This window comes from Thermomonospora umbrina (genome assembly GCF_003386555.1).
Classification (GTDB): Bacteria; Actinomycetota; Actinomycetes; order Streptosporangiales; family Streptosporangiaceae; genus Thermomonospora; species Thermomonospora umbrina.
On record NZ_QTTT01000001.1, the window covers coordinates 5,376,007 to 5,394,543 of the forward strand.

Here is an 18,537-nt window from a genome sequence, read left to right on the forward strand (position 1 = left end):
ACCACAGGGAGTAGGAGCAGTCCGACCATGGGAGTTTCCCTCGCCAAGGGCGGTAACGTCTCGCTGTCCAAGGCCGCGCCCAACCTGACCGCGGTGGCGGTCGGCCTGGGCTGGGACGTCCGCGCGACGACCGGCGCGGACTTCGACCTCGACGCCTCCGCGCTGCTGTTGGGCGGCGGCGGCAAGGTCCTCTCCGATCAGCACTTCGTGTTCTTCAACAACCTGCGCAGCCCGGACGGCTCGGTCGAGCACACCGGGGACAACCTGACCGGCGAGGGCGAGGGCGACGACGAGGTCATCAACGTGAGCCTCGTCGGGGTGCCGCAGGAGTGCGCGCGCATCGTCTTCCCGGTGTCGATCTACGACGCCGACAACCGCGGACAGAGCTTCGGTCAGGTCCGCAACGCGTTCATCCGCATCGTCGACCGGGCCGACGGGAATGAGCTGGCCCGTTTCGACCTTACAGAAGATGCCTCGACCGAGACCGCCATGGTGTTCGGCGAGCTGTACCGCTACCAGTCAGAGTGGAAGTTCCGCGCGGTCGGCCAGGGGTACGCCTCGGGTCTTGCCGGCATCGCCATGGACTTCGGCGTCAACGTGGGCTGATGCGTTGACGTTTCCCCGCCGTCTAGCAGAAACACGTTCATGATTCTTCGCACCTTCGGGTGGTCCTTCGCCGTCACCGCCATCGGTCTGGTCATCGCGCTCCTGTACGGGGGCCCGGCCGGGCTGGCGCTGGTGGCGGTGCTCGCCGTCCTGGAAATCTCGCTGTCGTTCGACAACGCCGTGGTCAACGCCAAGGTGTTGGAGCGGATGAGCCCGTTCTGGCAGAAGATCTTCTTGACCATCGGCATCGCGATCGCGGTGTTCGGCATGCGGCTGGTCTTCCCGCTCCTGATCGTCGGGATCACCGCCCAGATGAACCCGATCGAGGCCGTCAACCTGGCCTTCGACGACGAGAAGGAGTACGCCCACCTCATGGAGGAGGCGTACCCGATGATCGCGGCGTTCGGCGGCATGTTCCTGATGATGCTGTTCCTGGACTTCGTGTTCGAGGAGCGGGCCGACAAGTGGCTCCCCTGGCTGGAGCGCCCGCTGGCGCGGATCGGCAAGCTGGACCAGCTCTCGGTGGTCGTGGCGGGCGGCGCGCTGGCCTTCGTGGCCGGCAACTACGCCAAGGACCCGGGCGAGGTCATGATCTCCGGCGTGCTCGGCATGGTGACCTACATCCTGGTCAACGGCCTGGGCGAGCTGTTCGAGGACGAGGGGGTGGCCGCCGAGGCCGGCGAGGGCAGGACCGGCCCCAACGGGCTGGTGCTGGCCACCGGCAAGGCCGGGTTCTTCCTGTTCCTCTACCTGGAGGTCCTGGACGCCTCGTTCTCCTTCGACGGGGTCATCGGGGCGTTCGCGATCAGCACCAACCCGGTGGTCATCATGCTGGGCCTGGGCATCGGCGCCATGTACATCCGGTCGCTGACGGTGTTCCTGGTGCGCAAGGGGACCCTGCAGGAGTACCGCTACCTCGAGCACGGCGCGCACTGGGCCATCGGCGCCCTGGCCGTCTGCATGCTGATCAGCATCGGCTCCCATGTGCCCGAGGCGATCACCGGCGGGCTCGGCGCGGGTCTGATCATCGCCGCCTTCGTCAGCTCCGTCCTGCGCAACCGCAACGGTGACGAGGACGGCGAGGCGGCCGTCGAGGGCGGCGACGACGAGGGGCTTCATCCCACGGGTGTGTCAGAGAGCGAGTCACTGACGAAGGGATGACGCCGACGATGTCCGTCTCGCTGCAGAAGGGGCAGCAGGTCTCCCTGGCCAAGCCGGGGGGCGGCGCGCTCACCCGGGTCCGGATGGGCCTGGGCTGGGACGCGGTCGCCAAGAAGGGCCTGTTCGGCCGGACCAGGACGCAGTCGATCGACCTCGACGCCTCCTGTCTGCTGTTCGACGCCTCGGGCAACCTCGTCGACGCGGTCTGGTTCCGCCAACTGCGCAGCAAGGACGGCTCCGTGCGGCACACCGGCGACAACCTCACCGGTGCCGGGGACGGCGACGACGAGTCGATCGAGGTCGACCTGACCCGGCTGCCGGGCAACGTCGCCCAGTTGGTCTTCACCGTCAACTCCTTCACCGGGCAGGACTTCTCCCAGATCGAGAACGCGTTCTGTCGGCTGGTCGACGAGACCGGCGGACGGGAGCTGGCCCGCTACGACCTCTCGGGGTCCGGGTCGCACACCGCGCAGATCATGGCGAAGGTCGCCCGGGACGGGCGGGGATGGTCGATGACCGCGATCGGGGCGACGGCCACCGGCCGGACGTTCCAACACCTGCTGCCGACGGTGTCGGCGCATCTGTGACTGCGGCGCGGGGGCTTGCGGACGGCAGGACGTTCACGGGCCCCCGCTCCCATTTCGAGGGATCGTGGGGCGCGGGCGCCCCCGTACGGCCGACCCGATCGGTGTGACGTCGCCCTTACCACCGTCCCGTGGGCGTGACCGGATTCGCACCGCCGATTTCCCGCGATTTGGGACATACCCTGTATATCGTTCCGGAAGTGGCCCGGGCGGGGACTGCGCGCGATGCGGCGCCGTGGAGACGTGGGCTGTCAGACCATGGAAAGGACCTGCTTCCATGCGGCATTTCGACCATGTCTCGGCCGCCCGGCGCAAACATCTGTTCTACCGGCATCCGAGGCCGTTCGGGCGTGACGACGACCCCGCGGTGCTCGCGGTGGCGCTCGGGGCCACCCTCTACAGCCCGGCGACCCGGCCCGCGCTGGCCGACGACATCGCCAAGGCCGCCCGTCGGGGCGTGACCAGCATGGTGGTGTGCCTCGAGGACGCCATCCCCGACGACGAGGTGCCCGCCGCCGAGGCCAACGTGGTGGCCCAGCTCCATCGGGCCCACGCGACCGGGCTCCCGATGCCGCTGCTGTTCATCCGGGTCCGCACCCCCGATCAGATCCCCGACCTGGCCCGGCGGCTGGGCGACGCGGTGGAACTGGTCAGCGGGTTCGTGCTCCCCAAGTTCACGGCGACGTGCGGTGGAGCGTTCCTCGACGCGTTGGAGCAGACGCGCCCGCTGACGTCGCGCCGGCTGCTGGCCATGCCGGTGATCGAGAGCCGTGAGGCCGTCTACCGCGAGACCCGCACCGACATGCTGCACGACGTGGCGCGGCTGCTGGCCAAGCACGCCGACCTCGTCCTGGCGGTGCGGCTGGGCGCCACCGACCTGTGCGCCGCCTACGGGCTGCGCCGCCCGCCCGACCTCACGATCTACGACATCCACCCGGTCGCCAGCGTGATCTCCGACGTGGTCAACGTGCTCGGCCGTGCCGACGGCTCCGGCTTCGTGGTCACCGGCCCGGTCTGGGAGTACTTCTCCGCCGGGGAACGCCTGTTCAAGCCCCAGCTCCGGCAGGCCCCGTTCGAGCGGCGGGACGCGGCCACGCTGCGCCAGCACATCATCAGCGCCGAGCTGGACGGCCTGATCCGCGAGGTCCATCTCGACAAGGCCAACGGGCTCACCGGCAAGACCGTCATCCACCCGACCCACGTGCCGGCGGTGCACGCCCTGTCGGTGGTGACGCACGAGGAGTACTGCGACGCGGCCGACATCCTCGGGGTGGCCGGAGGCGGCGCGATGGCCAGCAGCTACGCCAACAAGATGAACGAGGCCAAGCCGCACCGGGCCTGGGCCGAGCGGCTGATGCTGCGCGCCCGGCTGTTCGGGGTGGCCGCCGAGGACGTCACGTTCGTGGAGCTCCTCGAAGCCGCGGGCGGCCTGTGAACACCTGGAACGGCGCCTGGGTCGCCGAGCGTCTGGATGTCCGCCTGGTCGACGACGAACGCCCCTTCGGCGTGGGTCTGTCCGACCTGGTCGGCCTGGCGGTGCGCCGCAACCCGCGCCGCGCCCATCTGCTGGTCTCCTCGGTCCTGGGCAAGCACGTGCCGACCGACCCCTGCCTCGTCCACGCCGCCGGCCTCCTCCTCGGCCACCGCATCACCGGCCTCTCCGACGCGACGGTCGCCGCCGCCTCCTCCGCCCTGCGCGCGGCCTTGGCCGGCCCCGACACGTCGGCCCCGCCCGTGGACGTCGCCGCGTCGGCGGCGCTTCCGAACGCCCTCGCGGCATCGCCGCCGGCGGTGGTGTTGCGCGACCTGCTTCGGGTGCCCGTCGCGCCGATGTCCGCGCTGGTCATCGGGTACGCGGAGACGGCGACGGCGCTGGGGCACTCGGTCGCCGACGCGCTCGGAGGCGCCGTCTACCTGCACTCGACGCGGCGGCCGGTGGAGGGGGTGGCCCCGTACGGCGGGTTCGAGGAGGAGCACAGCCACGCCACGAGCCATCTGCTGCTGCCGGCCGACCGGGCGTTGTTCGAGACGGCGGGGCCCGTGGTGCTGGTCGACGACGAGCTGTCCACCGGTACGACGGTGCTCAACACGATCCGGGCGCTGCACGCCGTGAGCCCCCGCGATCACTACGTGGTGGCCGCCCTGGTGGACGTCCGAGGGCCGGAGGACCGGGCCCGGATGGCGGCGTTGGCCGATGAGCTGGGTGCGCGCATCGACGCCGTCGCCCTGGCGTCCGGGCGGGTGGAGCTGCCGCCGGACATCCTGCGGACGGGTCAGGCGCTGGTCGCCGCGACGGCGTCCCCGGATCCCCCGGCCGCCGTCGTTCCGGCGTGTCCGGTCGTTCGGGCGGACCTGGGCTGGCCCGGCGACCTGCCGGAGGGCGGGCGGCACGGGTTCACGCCCGAACACCGCGAGCGTCTCGACAAGGAGCTGCCCGAGATGGCGGCACGGGTCGCCGACGCGATCCCCGGCGGGGCGCGGCGCGTTCTGGTGTTGGGGTTCGAGGAGCTGATGTACGTCCCGCTGCGGCTCGGTGAAGGGCTCGCGGACCGGCTTCCCCGTGCGGACGTTCGCTATTCGACGACGACGCGTTCTCCCGTGCTGGCCGTCGACGAGCCCGGGTACGCCATCAGGACGCGGCTGGCCTTCCCCGCGCACGACGATCCGGCGGACGGACCGGGGGAGCGCTACGCCTACAACGTGGCGGCGGGAACGGACCCGTCCCGCGCCTTCGACGCCATCGTCCTCGTCGTGGACGAGGCCGGGGACACCCCGGCGTTGGAGTCGGGCCTCCTCGCGAGGCTGCGCGGCGTCGCCCCGGTCGTCCTCGCCACCGTTCCCGTTCGTTCCCCGGCGTCGCGGAGGGAGGGCCGTTGACCGAACCGCTGTACGGGCCCGAATTCGGCAGCTACCCGGCCGAGGACGTGACCTGGCTGCTCAAGGACCTGTCCCACGTCCGCCTGGAGGCGCCGACCGAGGAACGCGAGGAGGCGATCCAGGCGGGCCGCGCCCACTACGCCGAATCCCTGCCCGTCGAGTACCAGCCGGGTCCGCAGTACCAGCGGCTCTTCCACGAGGCGCTGGACGCGACGGCGGCCCGCCTGGCGTACGCGGTCGGGCTGATCACCGAGATGATCCTCGCCGAGCGGGGCCGTGAAGCGGTGCTGGTCTCGCTGGCCCGCGCCGGCACTCCCGTCGGCGTCCTGGTACGGCGTTGGGCGCGCATGGCGTACGGCCTGGACCTGCCGCATTACGCGGTCAGCATCGTCCGAGGGCGGGGCATCGACCGGGTGGCGCTGCGGTATCTGGCGCGGCACCACGACCCGGCCTCGATCATGTTCGTGGACGGCTGGACCGGCAAGGGCGCGATCAGCCGCGAGCTGTCGGCCGCCCTCGACGCGCACGCCCGCGACACGGGCGACCGATTCTCCGACGAACTGGCGGTGCTGGCCGATCCGGGCCGCTGCGCCCGCGTCTTCGGCACCCGCGACGACTTCCTGATCCCGTCCGCCTGCCTCAACTCCACCGTCTCCGGGCTGGTCAGCCGTACGGTGCTCAACGACGAGCTGATCGGGCCCGAGGACTTCCACGGCGCCAAGTTCTACGCCGAGCTGGCGTCCTCGGACGTCTCGGGGCTGTTCCTCGACACGGTCTGCGCCCGCTTCGGCGAGGTCGCCGAACGGGTCGCCCGCGATCTGCCGTCCCCCCACGACCCGGAGCGCGCGCCGGACTGGTCGGGCTGGGCCGCCGTCCGCCGGATCGGCGAGGAGCACGGCGTCGACGACCTCAACCTGATCAAGCCCGGCGTGGGGGAGACGACCCGGGTCCTGCTCCGCCGCGTCCCCTGGAAGGTCCTGGTCCGCGCCGACGCGGAGCCGGATCTGGCCCACATCCGGCTGCTGGCCGGGGAACGCGGCGTTCCCGTGATCGAGGTGGCCCCGGACGCGTTCCCGTACGCTTGCGCGGGCCTGATCCATCCCCGATTCCGTAAGGGCGGCGCCCAGTGAAGACCGTCGTGTGCACCGACCTGGACCGCACGCTCATCTACTCGGCCGCCGCCCTCTTCCTGGACGGGCCCGACGAGACCCTGCCCCGCCTGCTGTGCGTCGAGATGTACCAGGCGAAGCCCCTGTCGTACCTCACCGAGACGGCGGCCCGGCTCCTGGAACGGCTCGCCGAGGCGGCGACGCTGGTGCCGACGACGACGCGCACCCCCGAGCAGTACGCCCGGGTCCGGCTGCTCGACAAGCCACCGCCGTACGCGATCTGCGCCAACGGCGGGCACATCCTCGTCGACGGCGTGGACGACGCGGACTGGGCCGCCCGGGTGCGCGCCCGCGTGAGCGGCCTCGAACCGGCCGAGGTCCACGAGCACCTGACGCGCGTCGGCGGCGACTTCGTCCTCCGGGCCCGGGTCGCCTCCGGACTGTTCAGCTACGCGGTGGTCGACCGGCCCGCGCTCCCCGCCGACTGGATGGAGGAGCTGACCGGCTGGTGCGCCGAACGCGGCTGGCGGACCTCGCTGCAGGGCCGCAAGGTCTACTGCCTGCCGGCCGGGCTGACCAAGGCCGCCGCCGCCGCGGAGGTCGCCCGGCGGGCCGGGGCCGATCGGATGCTGGCCGCCGGCGACTCACTGCTGGACATCGAGTTGCTCGAGGCCGCCGACGCCGCGCTGCGCCCCGCCCACGGGGAACTCGCCGACACCGGCTGGACGGCCCCCAACACCGCCGTCACGACGACCCGGGGCGTCGCCGCGGGGGAGGAGATCGCGGGACGGCTGCTCGGACACGCCCTCGATCCCGGCGTCGTCCCCGACACCGGCCTCTGGCGCGAACTCGTCTCCGAGTGACAAATCGCCCCAACCCTAGGCAGGACGCTACCGTCGGGTCACTCTGAGAGGATGAGCCCCCGTCTGACAGGTGACGAGACCGTCCTGTGGGAGGCCGCGGCCCGTGTCCTCGACGACAACTGGACCGACTGCGGCACCGTGCCCTCACCGGGCCTCTACCCCCACCAGTGGAGCTGGGACTCGGCGTTCATCTGCATGGGCCTGGGCCGGCACCGACGCGACCGCGCCGAACGTGAGCTGCTGTCGCTCCTTCGCGGCCAGTGGTCGGACGGGCTGATCCCGCACATCGTCTTTCACCCGTCCGTCGCCCGGCACGCCTATTTCCCCGGCCCCGAACTTTGGCGCAGCCGCACGATGCCGGGCGCGCCCCGGAAGGTGCACACCTCCGGCCTCACCCAGCCGCCGTTGCACGCGGTCGCCGCGCTCCGCCTGCACGAGTACGCGAGGCCCGCCGACGCCGAACGCAGCCGCGCCTTCCTCGCCGAGGTGTATCCGGGGCTCGCCGCCCAGCACGCGTACCTCGCCGAGCACCGAGACCTCGCCGGGGAGGGCCTGGCGGCGATCTGTCACCCGTGGGAGTCCGGGCTGGACAACAGCCCCGCGTGGGACCGCCCGCTGTCCGCCCTCGACCTGCCGCCGTCCGCGTACGCCCCGGAGCGGACCGCCCGCACGCCGCCCACGGGCGACGACCACGAACGGTACGTCTGGCTGGCCACCCTGCTGCGCGACGCCGGATACCGGAGCGGGCACCTGCGCGACGACCACCCGTTCGCGGCCGAGGACCCCCTGTTCAACGCCGCCTATCTGGCCTCGGCCCACGCCCTCGCCGAGATCGCCGAGATCGTCGGCCGGGACCCCGTCCCGCACCGTGAGAGCGCCGAACGCATTCACCACGCCCTGCTGGCGCGGCTCTGGGACTGCGAGAGCGGGGCCTTCCGCGCGCTCGACCTGCGCACCGGACGCCTGATCCCGGTCCTCACGGTCGCCGCCTTCGGGCCCCTCCTGGATCCGGACCTGCCGGCCGGCGTCCTGCGATCCCTGGCCGAACTCCTGCTGTCGGCCCGCTTCGCCGGCGCCTGCGGCTACCCGGTGCCGTCCTGCGACATCCAGGCGACCTGCTTCGACCGGGGCGGCCACTGGCGCGGCCCGACCTGGGCCAACACCAACTGGCTGCTGTGGCTGGGCGCCTCCGGCCACGGCCTCACCGTGATCGCCGACCTCCTGTACGGGTCGGTGCTCCGCCTCGTCCGGCAGTCGGGCTTCCGGGAGTACTTCGACCCCTTCGACGGCTCGGGCCACGGCAGCCACGACTACAGTTGGACGGCCTCGGTGGTCCTGGACCTGCTGGCGGCCCGGCGCACACCCCAGGCGGCTTGATCCAGGCTGCCGTCGAGTCTTCGCACCGATGGTCCGCACAGGCTCGTGGGTGAGATTCGTCCGGTGTGGTGCGGTCCGGGCGGTCGGTACGGTGGGGCCATGCTCTCGTCGTTCAACCGCAGGCGGCTGCCCGCTTCCGTCCGGGACGCCCTCGACCTGACGCGCGGCGAACGGGTGCTGGCCCACGCGCCCACGCGCGGCGGCTCCCACGTGGTCGCCACGGTGCTGGCGCTGCACCTGCCCACGGGCGACGGCGCGTTCATCAGGCTGCCCTGGGACCGCATCGAGCGGGCGACCTGGGACAAGGGCGGCCTCGACGTCCACGAGACCTCCGGCGGCCGAGCCCACCACATCGGGCTCACCGACCCGGGCTCGGTGCCGGAGACCATCCGCGAACGGGTCACGTCCACGGTCGCGGTCACCCACCCGGCCGTGCTGCCGGGCGGCGGAAAGGTCCGCGTCACCGGCCGACGCTCACCCGCCACCGGCGACCTGCGCTGGTCCTTCATGTTCGAGGCCGGCCTCGACCCGAACGACCCGGGCCTCCTCGCCCAGGCCGAACAGGTGCTGGAGGACCTGCGCCGTCAGACGGGCCTCTGACCCGCTCCGACGCACACCGGCCGTACGGGACACGGATCGCGTCGGCTCAGGGAGGCGTCCCGGTGCCCGGGCCCGGCCGAGGACCGGATCCCGACCCGGACCGCGACTGGGCGAACGCCCGCTCCGTCTGGGTGCGCCCGCCGGGCAGCCGCTCGACCTCCGGCTCGTCGTGATGCCCGCCGCCCATCCGCTGCTTGGCGCCGCCGGCCTTGGCCGACCAGCGGTCCTTGGCGGTCTCCGCGATCTCCTCGGACTTGGCCCGCAGCGTCCCCGCGGTCTCCTGCACCTTCGGATTGTCGGCGAACCTCCGGGACTGCTCCACGATCTGCTCGTACCGCTCCCGACCCGCCTTCGTGCCCAGCACGTAGCCGATCGCGGCCCCGGCGACGAACGGAATCCTGATCTTCATGACACCCCCCGGTGCTCTTGGGTTCCACCCCCATACCCACGTTCGACGGGGCCAGTCGCCCGGCCCGATATCGGGGCGCGAGCACGTCCCCGGATACGCTAATCTGGTTCCGCCGCGGAACGAGGAACCCCTCACCGCACGCACGATCCCGCGTAGCTCAATCGGCAGAGCAGCCGGCTGTTAACCGGCAGGTTATTGGTTCGAGTCCAATCGCGGGAGCTTCGTCACGCTCGTGTAGGCACAGGCCCCGTCCGGGTGATCCGGAGCGGGGCCTGAGTCGTCCACGCCCGAGCATGTGCCCGGGGCCTCATCTGGGAAGGTGCGGTCCATGGTGGTCGCGCCGTCCTCCACACCGGCCCGAACCGGTGCCGGTAGACCGTCTTCGTGACGTGCGTGCCGCCGTGCCCGACCAGCCGGGGCGATGTTCTCGGCGGACACGCCGTTGTCCGACGGCAGGGACACGAAGCCGTGCCGCAGCTCAGCAGGGTCCCACTCGTCCACCTTGCGGAACGTTCTCAGGGCCGCCATGGCGTCACGCTGCCACCGTCTGGCGGCGGCCCCGGTGAGGGCTCGCAGTCTTCTGGCTCCCGGGCGGACCGCTGCTCCGTCCACAGGCCATGCAGTGCCCACACGCACCGCTTGGGGGAGTTCGAGGCCACGCCGTGACTTCTTGGTCTCGGTGTCGCCTCCTCTGAGGACCGAACGCCGACATTCACAGGACGCGACAGTGCTCGCGGACAGGCTGGAAGAAAAGGCCCGCGCGAAGCTCAATGACCTCGCGCTGGAACGTCCCTTGCCGGATCCCATCGCCCCGGCAAGCCGCTGCCCCCCCTCAAACCAGCGAGGAGACCCAGGGCCTGCCGAGCCGGCGGGGATGCGGCCTCGAGGGGAGGCCCCGGTTACGCGTGCCGGCCCGGCGCCCGTGTCCGTGGAGGAGCACCCGAGTGGGCACCCCACGTTCCTGGACCGACGGGTGCGGTGCCCACGGACTGGGCGGGCGATACCCGTGATCAGGCGGTGTGCGCCTAGTCGATGATGCCCGTGAGTGCCAGGAACTCCTGGCGGGAGCGTGCGTCGTGGCGGAGCACACCGTGCAGGGCGGAGGTCACGGTGGCCGAGCCGGTGGCGCGTACGCCGCGCAGGGACATGCACAGGTGCTCGGCCTCGATGACGACACCGACGCCCTTGGGTTCGAGGTGTTCTTGCAGCCAGTCGGCGACCTGTTTGGTCAGCCGTTCCTGAACCTGCAGGTCACGGGCGAACAGTTCCACCACCCGGGCCAGTTTCGACAGGCCCAGGATGCGTTCGCCGGGCAGATAGCCGACATGGGCCACGCCCTGGAACGGCAGCAGATGGTGCTCGCACAAGGACTGCATCGGAATGCGCTTGGCCAGCACCAGTTCGTCGTAGCCCTCCTCGTTGGGGAACGTGGTCAGGTCGAACTCGCGCGGTGTGAGCAATTCGGTGTAGGCGGCCGCCACCCGCCGGGGTGTGTCGGCCAGGTGCTCGCCGTGCGGATCCCGGCCGAGGGCCACCAGCAGATCGGCCACGGCCCGCTGCGCGGCCTGCGCGTCCACGTCCGGCCCGCGACCGGCCACCGCCAGACGCCGGTAGCGGAGGGACGGCGTCGGTGACTCGGTGAGCGCATCGGGCTCAGTGACGCTCATCGACCCGCCTTTCACCGTCTTCACCGTGCGCGCGAGTCGGGCGGGCCGGCCGGTGGGGGGAGCGGGCGGCGAGCCGGGTCAGGGCCACGGCGCCGGCCAGCAGCCCGACGTCCCGCAACGCCACGTCGTAGAAGTCCCCGAGGGTGAGCAGGTTGAGGATGATCCCGGCCAGCCAGGCGGCCACCAGCGGACCACCGAACCGCGGGGCCACCGCGACCACGATCCCGGCGATGATCTCGACCGCGCCGACGGCGTACATGGCCTGCTGCGCGGTGCCCGGGACCAGGCCGTCGATCCAGGGCGCCAGGTAGGTCGGCCAGTCGGCGAGCAGGCCGGTGAACTTGTCGAGCCCGAAGGCCACCGGTGCCACGATGAACACCGCGCGCAACACCAGGTACGCCTGTTCGCCCGGATCGGCCGGCACCCCGGGGACGGCGGATCGCGCGGCTGCGGGGGGTGGTTGAGCGGTCATCACTCCTCCTTCTAACGACGACTCGTGTTAACGTTAGAACGTAACAGAGATTTCTTCAACAGAAATGGTTTTTAGAGATGGACGAGTCGTTGACCTCGCGGGTGTCGGCGGTGGCCGCGCTCGACGAGCCGACGCGGCGCAGGCTGTACGACTACGTGGCGCGGCAGGAGACGCCGGTCAGCCGCGACACCGCCGCCGAGGCGCTGGGGCTGTCTCGCAGCACGGTGGTGTTCCACCTGGACCGTCTCGTCGGCCAGGGCCTGCTGGAAACGGTGGCGGAGCGACGCACCGGCGGACCCGGCGCCGGCCGCCCCTCCAAGCTGTACCGGCGCGCCCCGCAGCAGATCGCGGTCTCGCTGCCCGACCGCCGGTACGAGTTGGCCGGGCACCTGCTGGCGACCGCCGTTCACCAAGCCGACGGCACCGGTCGGTCGCCACGCCCGATTCTGGACCGGCTCGCTCGGGAACTCGGCCGAGACATCGGCCGGGCATCGCGGGACGCCCACCCCGGCGCCGGCGGCCACGCGTCCGTCATGCGCGCGCTGGAGGACTTCGGCTTCGAACCCCGCGTCACCCGCAGCGCGCCCGATGCGACGATCGTCCTGGGCAACTGCCCCTTCCACACCCTGGCGCAACAACACACCGAGCTGGTGTGCGGCATGAACCTGTGTCTGCTCAACGGCCTGCTGGACGGATTGGACGCGTCCGGCGTGACCGCCCGGCTCGACCCCGCGCCCGATCGGTGCTGCGTCCGCCTCCAGCCGGATCCACCGACCTCGGCCCCGTGACACGGCCGACCGAGCAGGCGGCCCATGCCGGTCGAACGGAGAGTCCCGCGCAGGTGGCTTGCGGCACCGTACGTCGGTCAGTGAGGACGGAGGCTCGGGGTGGTGTGCCTACCGCCGCACGTGGACCAGTCTCGGTAGGTGCCGTCGGGGCGGCCTACTCGGCAGCGGAGGCCGTGGCCTCGGATTCAGTCGGTTCCGTGAACTTCGTGCCAGTACCCTCGGCGTTCCCGCCCGCCTCGATGGGGACGTGGCGCCGCCGTTGAAGCTCATCGCGTTCAAGGTCCGGGATCGTCATCGACTCGGCGAGCACGGCGGCGAGCGCCCCAACTCGAGTGCTGTCGATGTCGGCGTGGAAGAGCCACCGTATGTTCTCATCGCGCGTGATGAGGTCGATCGCCAAGCGGGCGCCCCTGCCCTGTGCGGTCGCCGCTCGAACGTATCGCACGTGATCGATCGGGATGTCCTGACGGATCTCGCCTTGCTCGAGGAAGGCGTTCGTCTTGGCCGTGATGATGCGGCGATCCGTGACGGCGACCAGTGTCTTCGCCGTGGCCTTGTCCCTCGTCGCCGCCAGTTTCTCCTTCGCTCCGCCGAGGATCGCGGAGATCGGACCGAGGGCATCGAGCTGGTCGGCGAAACCGAGGACACGTAGGGTCTCACCGTCCTCGAGGAACCATCGCAGGATGCGAAGGTACGGCTCGAGATCCGGCGATTCGGGTGCGCAGACGACGCCCGGAGCCTCGAGCGGAGGCGGCGGCGGATGGAGGGCATCGGCAAGAGGCTCGATCGCCTCTAGGAGACGGGCGGAGGTTTGGCGGGCCGCGTTCGAGTCCCTCCGCTTTCCCGGCAGCGGAAGTGTGTCGCGTCCGGGGAGCTCGGCGATGATGCGCAGCTCCCGCGTCAGCGCGTCGACGAGGCTCTTCGTCTCGGCGAGGGCGGAGTCGAGTTCCGTGCGAGTGTCGCGCGCAATGACGTCGGCGAGCCGCGCCTCGCCGACGTCTTCGCGGCCGGCGGCTCTCGCCTTCCCGGCGCAGAGCGCCTGATACCCGATCCATGCCTTGACGGAGGACAGGAGGGCGTGGGTGTCGAAGACGATCGCCTCGGCGTTCGTCTGGAGATACTCGCGGCGGCGACGTGCGTCGGGCCGATCGATCTGCTCGACGTGGCCGCGGACGTTCCGTCGGTACAGGTCACGCTGCTTGCGCAGCGACGTTTCACTGCTCGCGACGCGGTCCCACAAGGAGGTCGGGATCGATTCGACCTCTCGCGCCTGGTCGATCGCGCGATCGATGGTGGCGACGAGCCCGGTCAGTTCGGCCCATTGCTCGTGGCGGAGGGAGGTGAGCACCCGGCTCGTCAGCGCGATGTTGGTCCGGACGAGGCCCGCGATCTCACTCAACTGCATCTGAAGGGCGACCATGGCCAGCGCCGGCCCGATCGCGGCCGCGGTCTGCGCCGCGCTCACGGCGGTCACGGGGATGAAGCGGGCTTGGGCGAGGCCGCTGGAGGAGATCACCGCACCGAGGTTCGCGCCGTCCTTGGTGGCGAGCGTTCCGCCGGCCTTCAGTAGGGCCTGTGTCGCGTCGCTGAGCCTGTAGAGCCCCTGCGTGCCGGCGAATGCGTTTCCGAGGTTGCCGGCCACGGTCGCGGTGTTTCCGATCGAGGCGACGACTGCGCCGATCTGTTCGCGGTCGGCGGCCGACACGAGCCCGAAGTCGAGCAGATCGGGCTTGAGTTCCGCCGGGACCTCGAGCCCGAAGACGACGACGATTCCTGGGAGCACCTCGGCCAGGACCGTGGACGCCGTCGTCGAGTCGAGTGTCGGATCGTCCACGGCAGGTGGGTCGGCGATATGGCTCTGGCCGTTCTCCTCAGGCTCGGCGGTTTCCCCCGAGTCCGAAGGGTCCTGCATGCGATCTCCTCCCGCGCGGGCGCGGAACGGCCAGACGTCGTCGGCGTTCGCTGCCGAAGTCTACGGTCCGATTGTTCGGTAAGGCGGCGACTCGTTCCTGCCGGTGCCGGCTCTGCTCACGCGTCGAGAGTCGGTTCTCGTGGCGAGCGGGCTTTGGAGCCGGGTGGCTCACTCGGTGGCTTCTGGCGCTATCGCTGGTCAGGGGGGCCGGGGCGGGTGAGGCGGATCATGGCGCGGTAGAGGGCGCGGGGATGGGGGGCGTCCGGCAGGGGCGGTAGGGGGGCGCCGGGGGTGGCATAGGAGCGGAGCATGTGGCCGACCAGGCGGCGCCAGGCGTCGGGGGCGGTGTCGCCGGTGGCGGCGATGACTCCGGCGTTGGCCATGAGCAGGATGGGCAGGTCACGGTCGGTGAAGTCCTCGCGCAGGTGGCCGGTGGCCTTGGCGCGGGTGATGAGTTCCAGGAAGTCGCCGTAGGCCTGGGCGCGGCGGACCTCCAGGGCTTTGGCGGTGGGGAAGGTCATGGTGAGCACGTCGGCGAAGCCGCGGTCGGCGGCCTGCATGGCGCACACCGCCTGGACGTAGTCGACGAAGCCGTGCCAGGGGTCGGGGTCGGCGAGGGCGTCGGCGACGGCGGTGGCGTAGGCGTCCATGCGGTCGGCGAAGACCGCGGTGATGAGGTCTTCGCGGGTGGCGAAGCGGCGGGACAGGGTGGCCTTGCCGACACCGGCCTCGCGGGCGACCGCCGCCATGGAGACGCCGAGCCCCTCGCGGGCGAACAGGCGGCGGGCGGCGGCCAGGATCCGGCCGCGGTTGCGTTCGGCGTCGGCCCGCAGCCCATGCCCGGACTGCTGATCCGACCCCGGCGCGGGTTCGTCGGCGTGGAGGGGACGGGCGGAGATCATGGCTTCAGCCTACCCAAGTGGAACAACCTTCCCATTTATGTGGTTACGCTGGGCGAGGTGGAAACGGGAAGGCCGTTCCACTTGATGTCGGGAGATCGTATGCGTGCTGTTGTCGTGGACTCCGTTCCGGCGGTCCCGAAGGTCGGTGAGGTGGAGGCGCCGCGGCCGGAGGCCGGTGAGGTGCTGGTGGAGGTGGCGTCGGCGTCGGTGAACGGGTTCGACGTGTCGGTGGCCGCCGGGCGTGTGCGGCAGATGATGGAGCACCGGTTCCCGTTGGTGCTGGGCAAGGACTTCGCCGGGACGGTCACCGGGCTGGGCGAGGGCGCGGTCGGGTTCGCGGTCGGCGACCGGGTGTTCGGCGTGGTGATGAAGACGGTCCTTCAGGACGGGTCGCTGGCGCAGTACGTGACCGTGCCCGCCGCGTACGGGATCGCCCGTATCCCCGACGGCCTGTCGAACCGGGACGCCGGGGCGCTCGGTCTGGCCGGCACCGCCGCCCTGAACGGTCTCGACGCCGCCCGGGCGGCCGAGGGCGACACCGTTCTGGTGTCCGGGGCGACCGGCGGGGTCGGAGCGCTCGCCGTGCAGATGGCCGCCGCCCGCGGCGTCCGTGTCCTCGCCACCGCCCGTCCCGGCGCGGAGGCCGACTTCGTCACCGGCCTGACCGGCGCGAAGGTGCACGTGGTCGATTACACCGGCGACCTGGAGGCTCAGGTTCGCGCCATCGCACCCGAGGGCGTGGACGTGGTGCTGCACATGGCGGGCGACGGCATCCGACTCGCGGGTCTGCTGGGCAAGGGCGGCCGGATCGCCTCCACCCTCGGACTGGCCCCTGATGCCGTCGAGGGCGTCACCGTTCACCCGATCATGGCCGACCCCGACGCCCGGACCCTGACCGTACTGGCCGAGCAGGCCGCCGCCGGGAGGCTGCGGGTGCCGGTCACCGCGACCTACCCGCTGGAGCGGGCCGCCGAGGCGTTCGAGGCGTTCGGCGCCGGGTCGCTCGGCAAGATCTCCGTCACCTGCTCCTGACCCGATCCCCGGTGGCCCGCCGGGGCCCGGCGTCGGCGGCATGGTCTTCGGCGGCGGCCCCGATCAGATCGCCGACCGCATCCCGCACCTGCACGGCCCGCTCGGCCGTAGCCGCCAGATCCTGCAGCGCGGCGCTCAAGTGACAGGCCCGGACCGCACGGGGGTCGATGACCCCGCCGCGTTCGCCGGTCCGGGTCGGCTTGTCGGACGGGCGAGCATGGCGCGGAGCGTCGGGGAGTGCGGTCCGGTAGCCGGGCGGGCCGAGATCGGGGATGTCAGGCCGCGCAGAGGGTCGGTTTGTTGATGATGCGGTAGACGCAGTCGGCGTACTCCATGAGGCGCAGGACGGCCTCGCGGTTGCGGGTGGTCTCCCGGCCGATGACCTCGTCGGGCGGATAGAAGCCGGGGCTTGCGGTGCGGGGATACATCTCGAAGGTGTAGTTGAAGATCTTGTGGACGCCCCACATCCAGTCGTTGATCGTTCCGTCGGTGATGTAGAGATCGCTGGACTGCTCGGGGGTGTAGCCGTTGGTCGTGGCCATGTTCTGGCCGAGCGCGGCATGGGCGTTGCGGTCGTCTTGGGTCAGCCCCGGGCCGGTGTCGGCATAGGTGTATCCATAGGGCCACAGGATCAGCTCGCTGTAGGTGTGGAAGTCGATCGCCGCCCTGATCTGCTGACGTCCGGCGATGACCCGGCTGCGGACGAAGTCGGCCACGACCTTCACCTCGGGTGCGGACTCGGGAGCCGAGCCGCGGTAGGTGACGCTGGACGGGCTGGGCGAGGAACCGCCGCAGCATCCCCAGTTGTAGGCCCAGTTGCGGTTCAGGTCCGTGCCCACATAGGTGGAGCCCGGATTCGGCTGACGGTTCTTGCGCCAGGAGCGGTACGTGCCGGCCGCGATGTCGTACTCGCCGCCGTCCGGGTTGAGATCGGGCAGGATCCAGATCTCCCGGTTGTCGACCAGGTTGGTCACGCGCGAGTCCGTGCCGTACTTGTCGGTCAGTTCGTTGAGCAGATAGACCGCCATCTCGACGGTCAGGTGCTCGCGGGCGTGCTGGTGGTGGGTGAACAGCACCTCGGGCTCGTTCTCGTCGCTGCCCGGGTTGTCGCTGATCTTGATCGCCATGATGGCGCGGCCCTGGTAAGACCGCCCGATCACGGACGTGCGCACGATGCCGGGGTGGTCGGCGGCCGTCTGATTCACCACCGCGGTCAGCTCGGCGAAGTTGTGGTAGCCCGAGTCGGCGGGCGGAAAGTCGAGGGTGGCGCCGTCCTCATGGCCGTGCGCGTCCTCGTCCGGCAGCCCGACGACGGTGAACCCGAGCCGCCGCACCTCCGCCGCCTCGCGGTCGGTCGCGGTGATGGTGATGTGTCGGCCGTGGGCCTCGTCGATGGCCGCGCCGGTACGGGCGATCCTGGTGCGGTCGGCGGTGTTGCGCACACCGGTGACGTCGTACGAGCGGGTGTCTTGCGGTTCGGGCGCGTGGACCGCCCCTTGGGCCGACGCCCCGACGCCGGCCGGAACGGTCAGGATCAGCAGTGCGCACAGGCCCGACATGGCGAACACAGATCTTCTTCGCAAGGCGACCTCCATGAGCGGGGACGACCGCGGGACGACACCCAGCGTAAGTTCTGGCTACCCGCCGGTAAAGCGGCAGATATTCAGCGAATTGATGCGGTGCCGTCCATTCGTCATGGTCACGGGAATATCGCGATCACCGGGCCACAGGTGCTTCACAGGACGATCTCCCGGCCGCCGGGGTACGAGAGAGGTCCGGTCGAGGCGCCGCCGATCACGGCGTCGATCATCAGGGAGGTCGTCGGCGGACTCGACGTGGGCGGCGGGCCTTTCGGTCGACACGGTGAACTCGACCCCGGTCATCCACAACCGACTTCAGCAGGCGGGACACGGCGGCGGGGTCAACGAGGGCGAGGGAGTTCACGGATGGGCGGCGCGATCACCGCCGGGGACCGGCCCGGCGTCTCCAGCACCTGATCGATCATCGGGCCCACCGCTCCCGACCGAGACCCCGCATGCCCGCCCCCCGTCTCATCCGCTGCGGCCCACAGATGCCGGGACCCGTATTCGCTCCCGTGAGCGGGTCCTCGTCCGGCCGCAGCGTCAGCGACCCCGCCCGCGCCGCGGCGACCTTGGATCCATCCGCAGGTGACACCGA

General features: G+C 71.1%; 17 protein-coding genes and 1 tRNA gene. 12 read left to right on the forward strand and 6 right to left on the reverse strand.

The annotated features are described in order from the left end of the window. The first annotated feature begins 27 nt into the window (after positions 1-27). The 9 genes from DFJ69_RS23960 to DFJ69_RS24000 all read left to right on the forward strand — a co-directional run bounded on the left by DFJ69_RS23960 (position 28) and on the right by DFJ69_RS24000 (position 9,177). A complete protein-coding gene (locus DFJ69_RS23960) occupies positions 28-606 on the forward strand; it encodes a TerD family protein (RefSeq protein ID WP_116024675.1) in 579 nt (192 codons plus the stop codon). 39 nt (positions 607-645) lie between these two features. Next, positions 646-1,767 (forward strand): DUF475 domain-containing protein, encoded by a 1,122-nt coding sequence (locus DFJ69_RS23965; RefSeq protein ID WP_116024676.1) that lies wholly within the window; start codon positions 646-648, stop codon positions 1,765-1,767. A gap of 8 nt (positions 1,768-1,775) precedes the next feature. Continuing rightward, entirely contained in the window at positions 1,776-2,354 is a 579-nt protein-coding gene (locus DFJ69_RS23970) for a TerD family protein (RefSeq protein WP_116026855.1), read from the forward strand. 274 nt (positions 2,355-2,628) lie between these two features. Next, positions 2,629-3,786: an HpcH/HpaI aldolase/citrate lyase family protein gene (locus DFJ69_RS23975; protein WP_116024677.1), complete on the forward strand. Its 1,158-nt coding sequence runs from the start codon at positions 2,629-2,631 to the stop codon at positions 3,784-3,786. After that, a complete protein-coding gene (locus DFJ69_RS34435) occupies positions 3,783-5,228 on the forward strand; it encodes a phosphoribosyltransferase family protein (protein WP_170177755.1) in 1,446 nt (481 codons plus the stop codon). The genes DFJ69_RS23975 and DFJ69_RS34435 overlap by 4 nt, the downstream gene beginning before the upstream one ends. Continuing rightward, on the forward strand, positions 5,225-6,358 hold the full coding sequence (locus DFJ69_RS34440; RefSeq protein WP_170177756.1) for a cysteine protease StiP family protein: 1,134 nt from the start codon (positions 5,225-5,227) through the stop codon (positions 6,356-6,358). Before DFJ69_RS34435 ends, DFJ69_RS34440 begins: the two co-directional genes overlap by 4 nt. Beyond that, positions 6,355-7,200: an HAD family hydrolase gene (locus tag DFJ69_RS23990; RefSeq protein ID WP_116024678.1), complete on the forward strand. Its 846-nt coding sequence runs from the start codon at positions 6,355-6,357 to the stop codon at positions 7,198-7,200. Before DFJ69_RS34440 ends, DFJ69_RS23990 begins: the two co-directional genes overlap by 4 nt. A gap of 51 nt (positions 7,201-7,251) precedes the next feature. After that, complete coding sequence (locus tag DFJ69_RS23995) at positions 7,252-8,577, forward strand: MGH1-like glycoside hydrolase domain-containing protein (RefSeq protein ID WP_116024679.1); 1,326 nt, start codon at positions 7,252-7,254, stop codon at positions 8,575-8,577. 99 nt (positions 8,578-8,676) lie between these two features. Further along, a complete protein-coding gene (locus DFJ69_RS24000; protein ID WP_116024680.1) occupies positions 8,677-9,177 on the forward strand; it encodes a hypothetical protein in 501 nt (166 codons plus the stop codon). A 46-nt stretch (positions 9,178-9,223) separates the two neighbouring features. Here DFJ69_RS24000 and DFJ69_RS24005 read toward each other — a convergent pair whose 3' ends face one another. Then, positions 9,224-9,586: a YtxH domain-containing protein gene (locus tag DFJ69_RS24005; protein ID WP_116024681.1), complete on the reverse strand. Its 363-nt coding sequence runs from the start codon at positions 9,584-9,586 to the stop codon at positions 9,224-9,226. 146 nt (positions 9,587-9,732) lie between these two features. On the opposite strand from DFJ69_RS24005, the gene DFJ69_RS24010 reads away from it, so the two are divergent. Further along, positions 9,733-9,805, forward strand: a tRNA-Asn gene (locus tag DFJ69_RS24010). An 806-nt stretch (positions 9,806-10,611) separates the two neighbouring features. Here DFJ69_RS24010 and folE read toward each other — a convergent pair. Together folE and DFJ69_RS24020 are read right to left on the reverse strand one after the other, a co-directional pair. Further along, the gene (folE, locus tag DFJ69_RS24015; RefSeq protein WP_116024682.1) at positions 10,612-11,253 is read right to left on the reverse strand and encodes a GTP cyclohydrolase I FolE; all 642 of its coding nucleotides are present in this window, start codon (positions 11,251-11,253) and stop codon (positions 10,612-10,614) included. Continuing rightward, positions 11,240-11,725 carry a hypothetical protein gene (locus DFJ69_RS24020; protein WP_116024683.1) on the reverse strand — a complete coding sequence of 162 codons (486 nt, stop codon included), beginning with the start codon at positions 11,723-11,725 and terminating at the stop codon, positions 11,240-11,242. Before DFJ69_RS24020 ends, folE begins: the two co-directional genes overlap by 14 nt. 77 nt (positions 11,726-11,802) lie before the next feature. Between DFJ69_RS24020 and DFJ69_RS24025 the strand changes: the two genes are divergently transcribed. Continuing rightward, positions 11,803-12,513: a helix-turn-helix transcriptional regulator gene (locus DFJ69_RS24025; protein WP_116024684.1), complete on the forward strand. Its 711-nt coding sequence runs from the start codon at positions 11,803-11,805 to the stop codon at positions 12,511-12,513. Positions 12,514-12,667: 154 nt separating this feature from the next. Here DFJ69_RS24025 and DFJ69_RS24030 read toward each other — a convergent pair whose 3' ends face one another. Further along, positions 12,668-14,425, reverse strand: a complete 1,758-nt coding sequence (locus tag DFJ69_RS24030; protein WP_116024685.1) for a hypothetical protein — start codon at positions 14,423-14,425, stop codon at positions 12,668-12,670. Between the two features lie 188 nt (positions 14,426-14,613). Then, positions 14,614-15,327 carry a TetR/AcrR family transcriptional regulator gene (locus tag DFJ69_RS24035; protein ID WP_116024686.1) on the reverse strand — a complete coding sequence of 238 codons (714 nt, stop codon included), beginning with the start codon at positions 15,325-15,327 and terminating at the stop codon, positions 14,614-14,616. Between the two features lie 99 nt (positions 15,328-15,426). Here DFJ69_RS24035 and DFJ69_RS24040 point away from each other — a divergent pair, with 99 nt between their 5' ends. Next, positions 15,427-16,359, forward strand: coding sequence for an NADP-dependent oxidoreductase (locus tag DFJ69_RS24040; protein WP_116024687.1), 933 nt, complete (start codon positions 15,427-15,429; stop codon positions 16,357-16,359). A gap of 275 nt (positions 16,360-16,634) precedes the next feature. On the opposite strand, the gene DFJ69_RS24050 is transcribed toward DFJ69_RS24040, so the two are convergent. Next, positions 16,635-17,942 carry a M14 family metallopeptidase gene (locus DFJ69_RS24050; RefSeq protein ID WP_245974545.1) on the reverse strand — a complete coding sequence of 436 codons (1,308 nt, stop codon included), beginning with the start codon at positions 17,940-17,942 and terminating at the stop codon, positions 16,635-16,637. Positions 17,943-18,537: the final 595 nt, after the last annotated feature.

Excerpts from the sequence above, each read along its gene's own strand:
- DFJ69_RS23960 (WP_116024675.1), top strand. The coding sequence starts at position 28 with ATGGGAGTTTCCCTCGCCAAGGGCGGTAACGTCTCGCTGTCCAAGGCC.
- DFJ69_RS23965 (WP_116024676.1), top strand. The coding sequence starts at position 646 with ATGATTCTTCGCACCTTCGGGTGGTCCTTCGCCGTCACCGCCATCGGT.
- DFJ69_RS23970 (WP_116026855.1), top strand. The coding sequence starts at position 1,776 with ATGTCCGTCTCGCTGCAGAAGGGGCAGCAGGTCTCCCTGGCCAAGCCG.
- DFJ69_RS23975 (WP_116024677.1), top strand. The coding sequence starts at position 2,629 with ATGCGGCATTTCGACCATGTCTCGGCCGCCCGGCGCAAACATCTGTTC.
- DFJ69_RS23995 (WP_116024679.1), top strand. The coding sequence starts at position 7,252 with ATGAGCCCCCGTCTGACAGGTGACGAGACCGTCCTGTGGGAGGCCGCG.
- DFJ69_RS24000 (WP_116024680.1), top strand. The coding sequence starts at position 8,677 with ATGCTCTCGTCGTTCAACCGCAGGCGGCTGCCCGCTTCCGTCCGGGAC.
- DFJ69_RS24005 (WP_116024681.1), bottom strand. The coding sequence starts at position 9,586 with ATGAAGATCAGGATTCCGTTCGTCGCCGGGGCCGCGATCGGCTACGTG.
- folE (WP_116024682.1), bottom strand. The coding sequence starts at position 11,253 with ATGAGCGTCACTGAGCCCGATGCGCTCACCGAGTCACCGACGCCGTCC.
- DFJ69_RS24020 (WP_116024683.1), bottom strand. The coding sequence starts at position 11,725 with ATGACCGCTCAACCACCCCCCGCAGCCGCGCGATCCGCCGTCCCCGGG.
- DFJ69_RS24025 (WP_116024684.1), top strand. The coding sequence starts at position 11,803 with ATGGACGAGTCGTTGACCTCGCGGGTGTCGGCGGTGGCCGCGCTCGAC.
- DFJ69_RS24030 (WP_116024685.1), bottom strand. The coding sequence starts at position 14,425 with ATGCAGGACCCTTCGGACTCGGGGGAAACCGCCGAGCCTGAGGAGAAC.
- DFJ69_RS24035 (WP_116024686.1), bottom strand. The coding sequence starts at position 15,327 with ATGATCTCCGCCCGTCCCCTCCACGCCGACGAACCCGCGCCGGGGTCG.
- DFJ69_RS24040 (WP_116024687.1), top strand. The coding sequence starts at position 15,427 with ATGCGTGCTGTTGTCGTGGACTCCGTTCCGGCGGTCCCGAAGGTCGGT.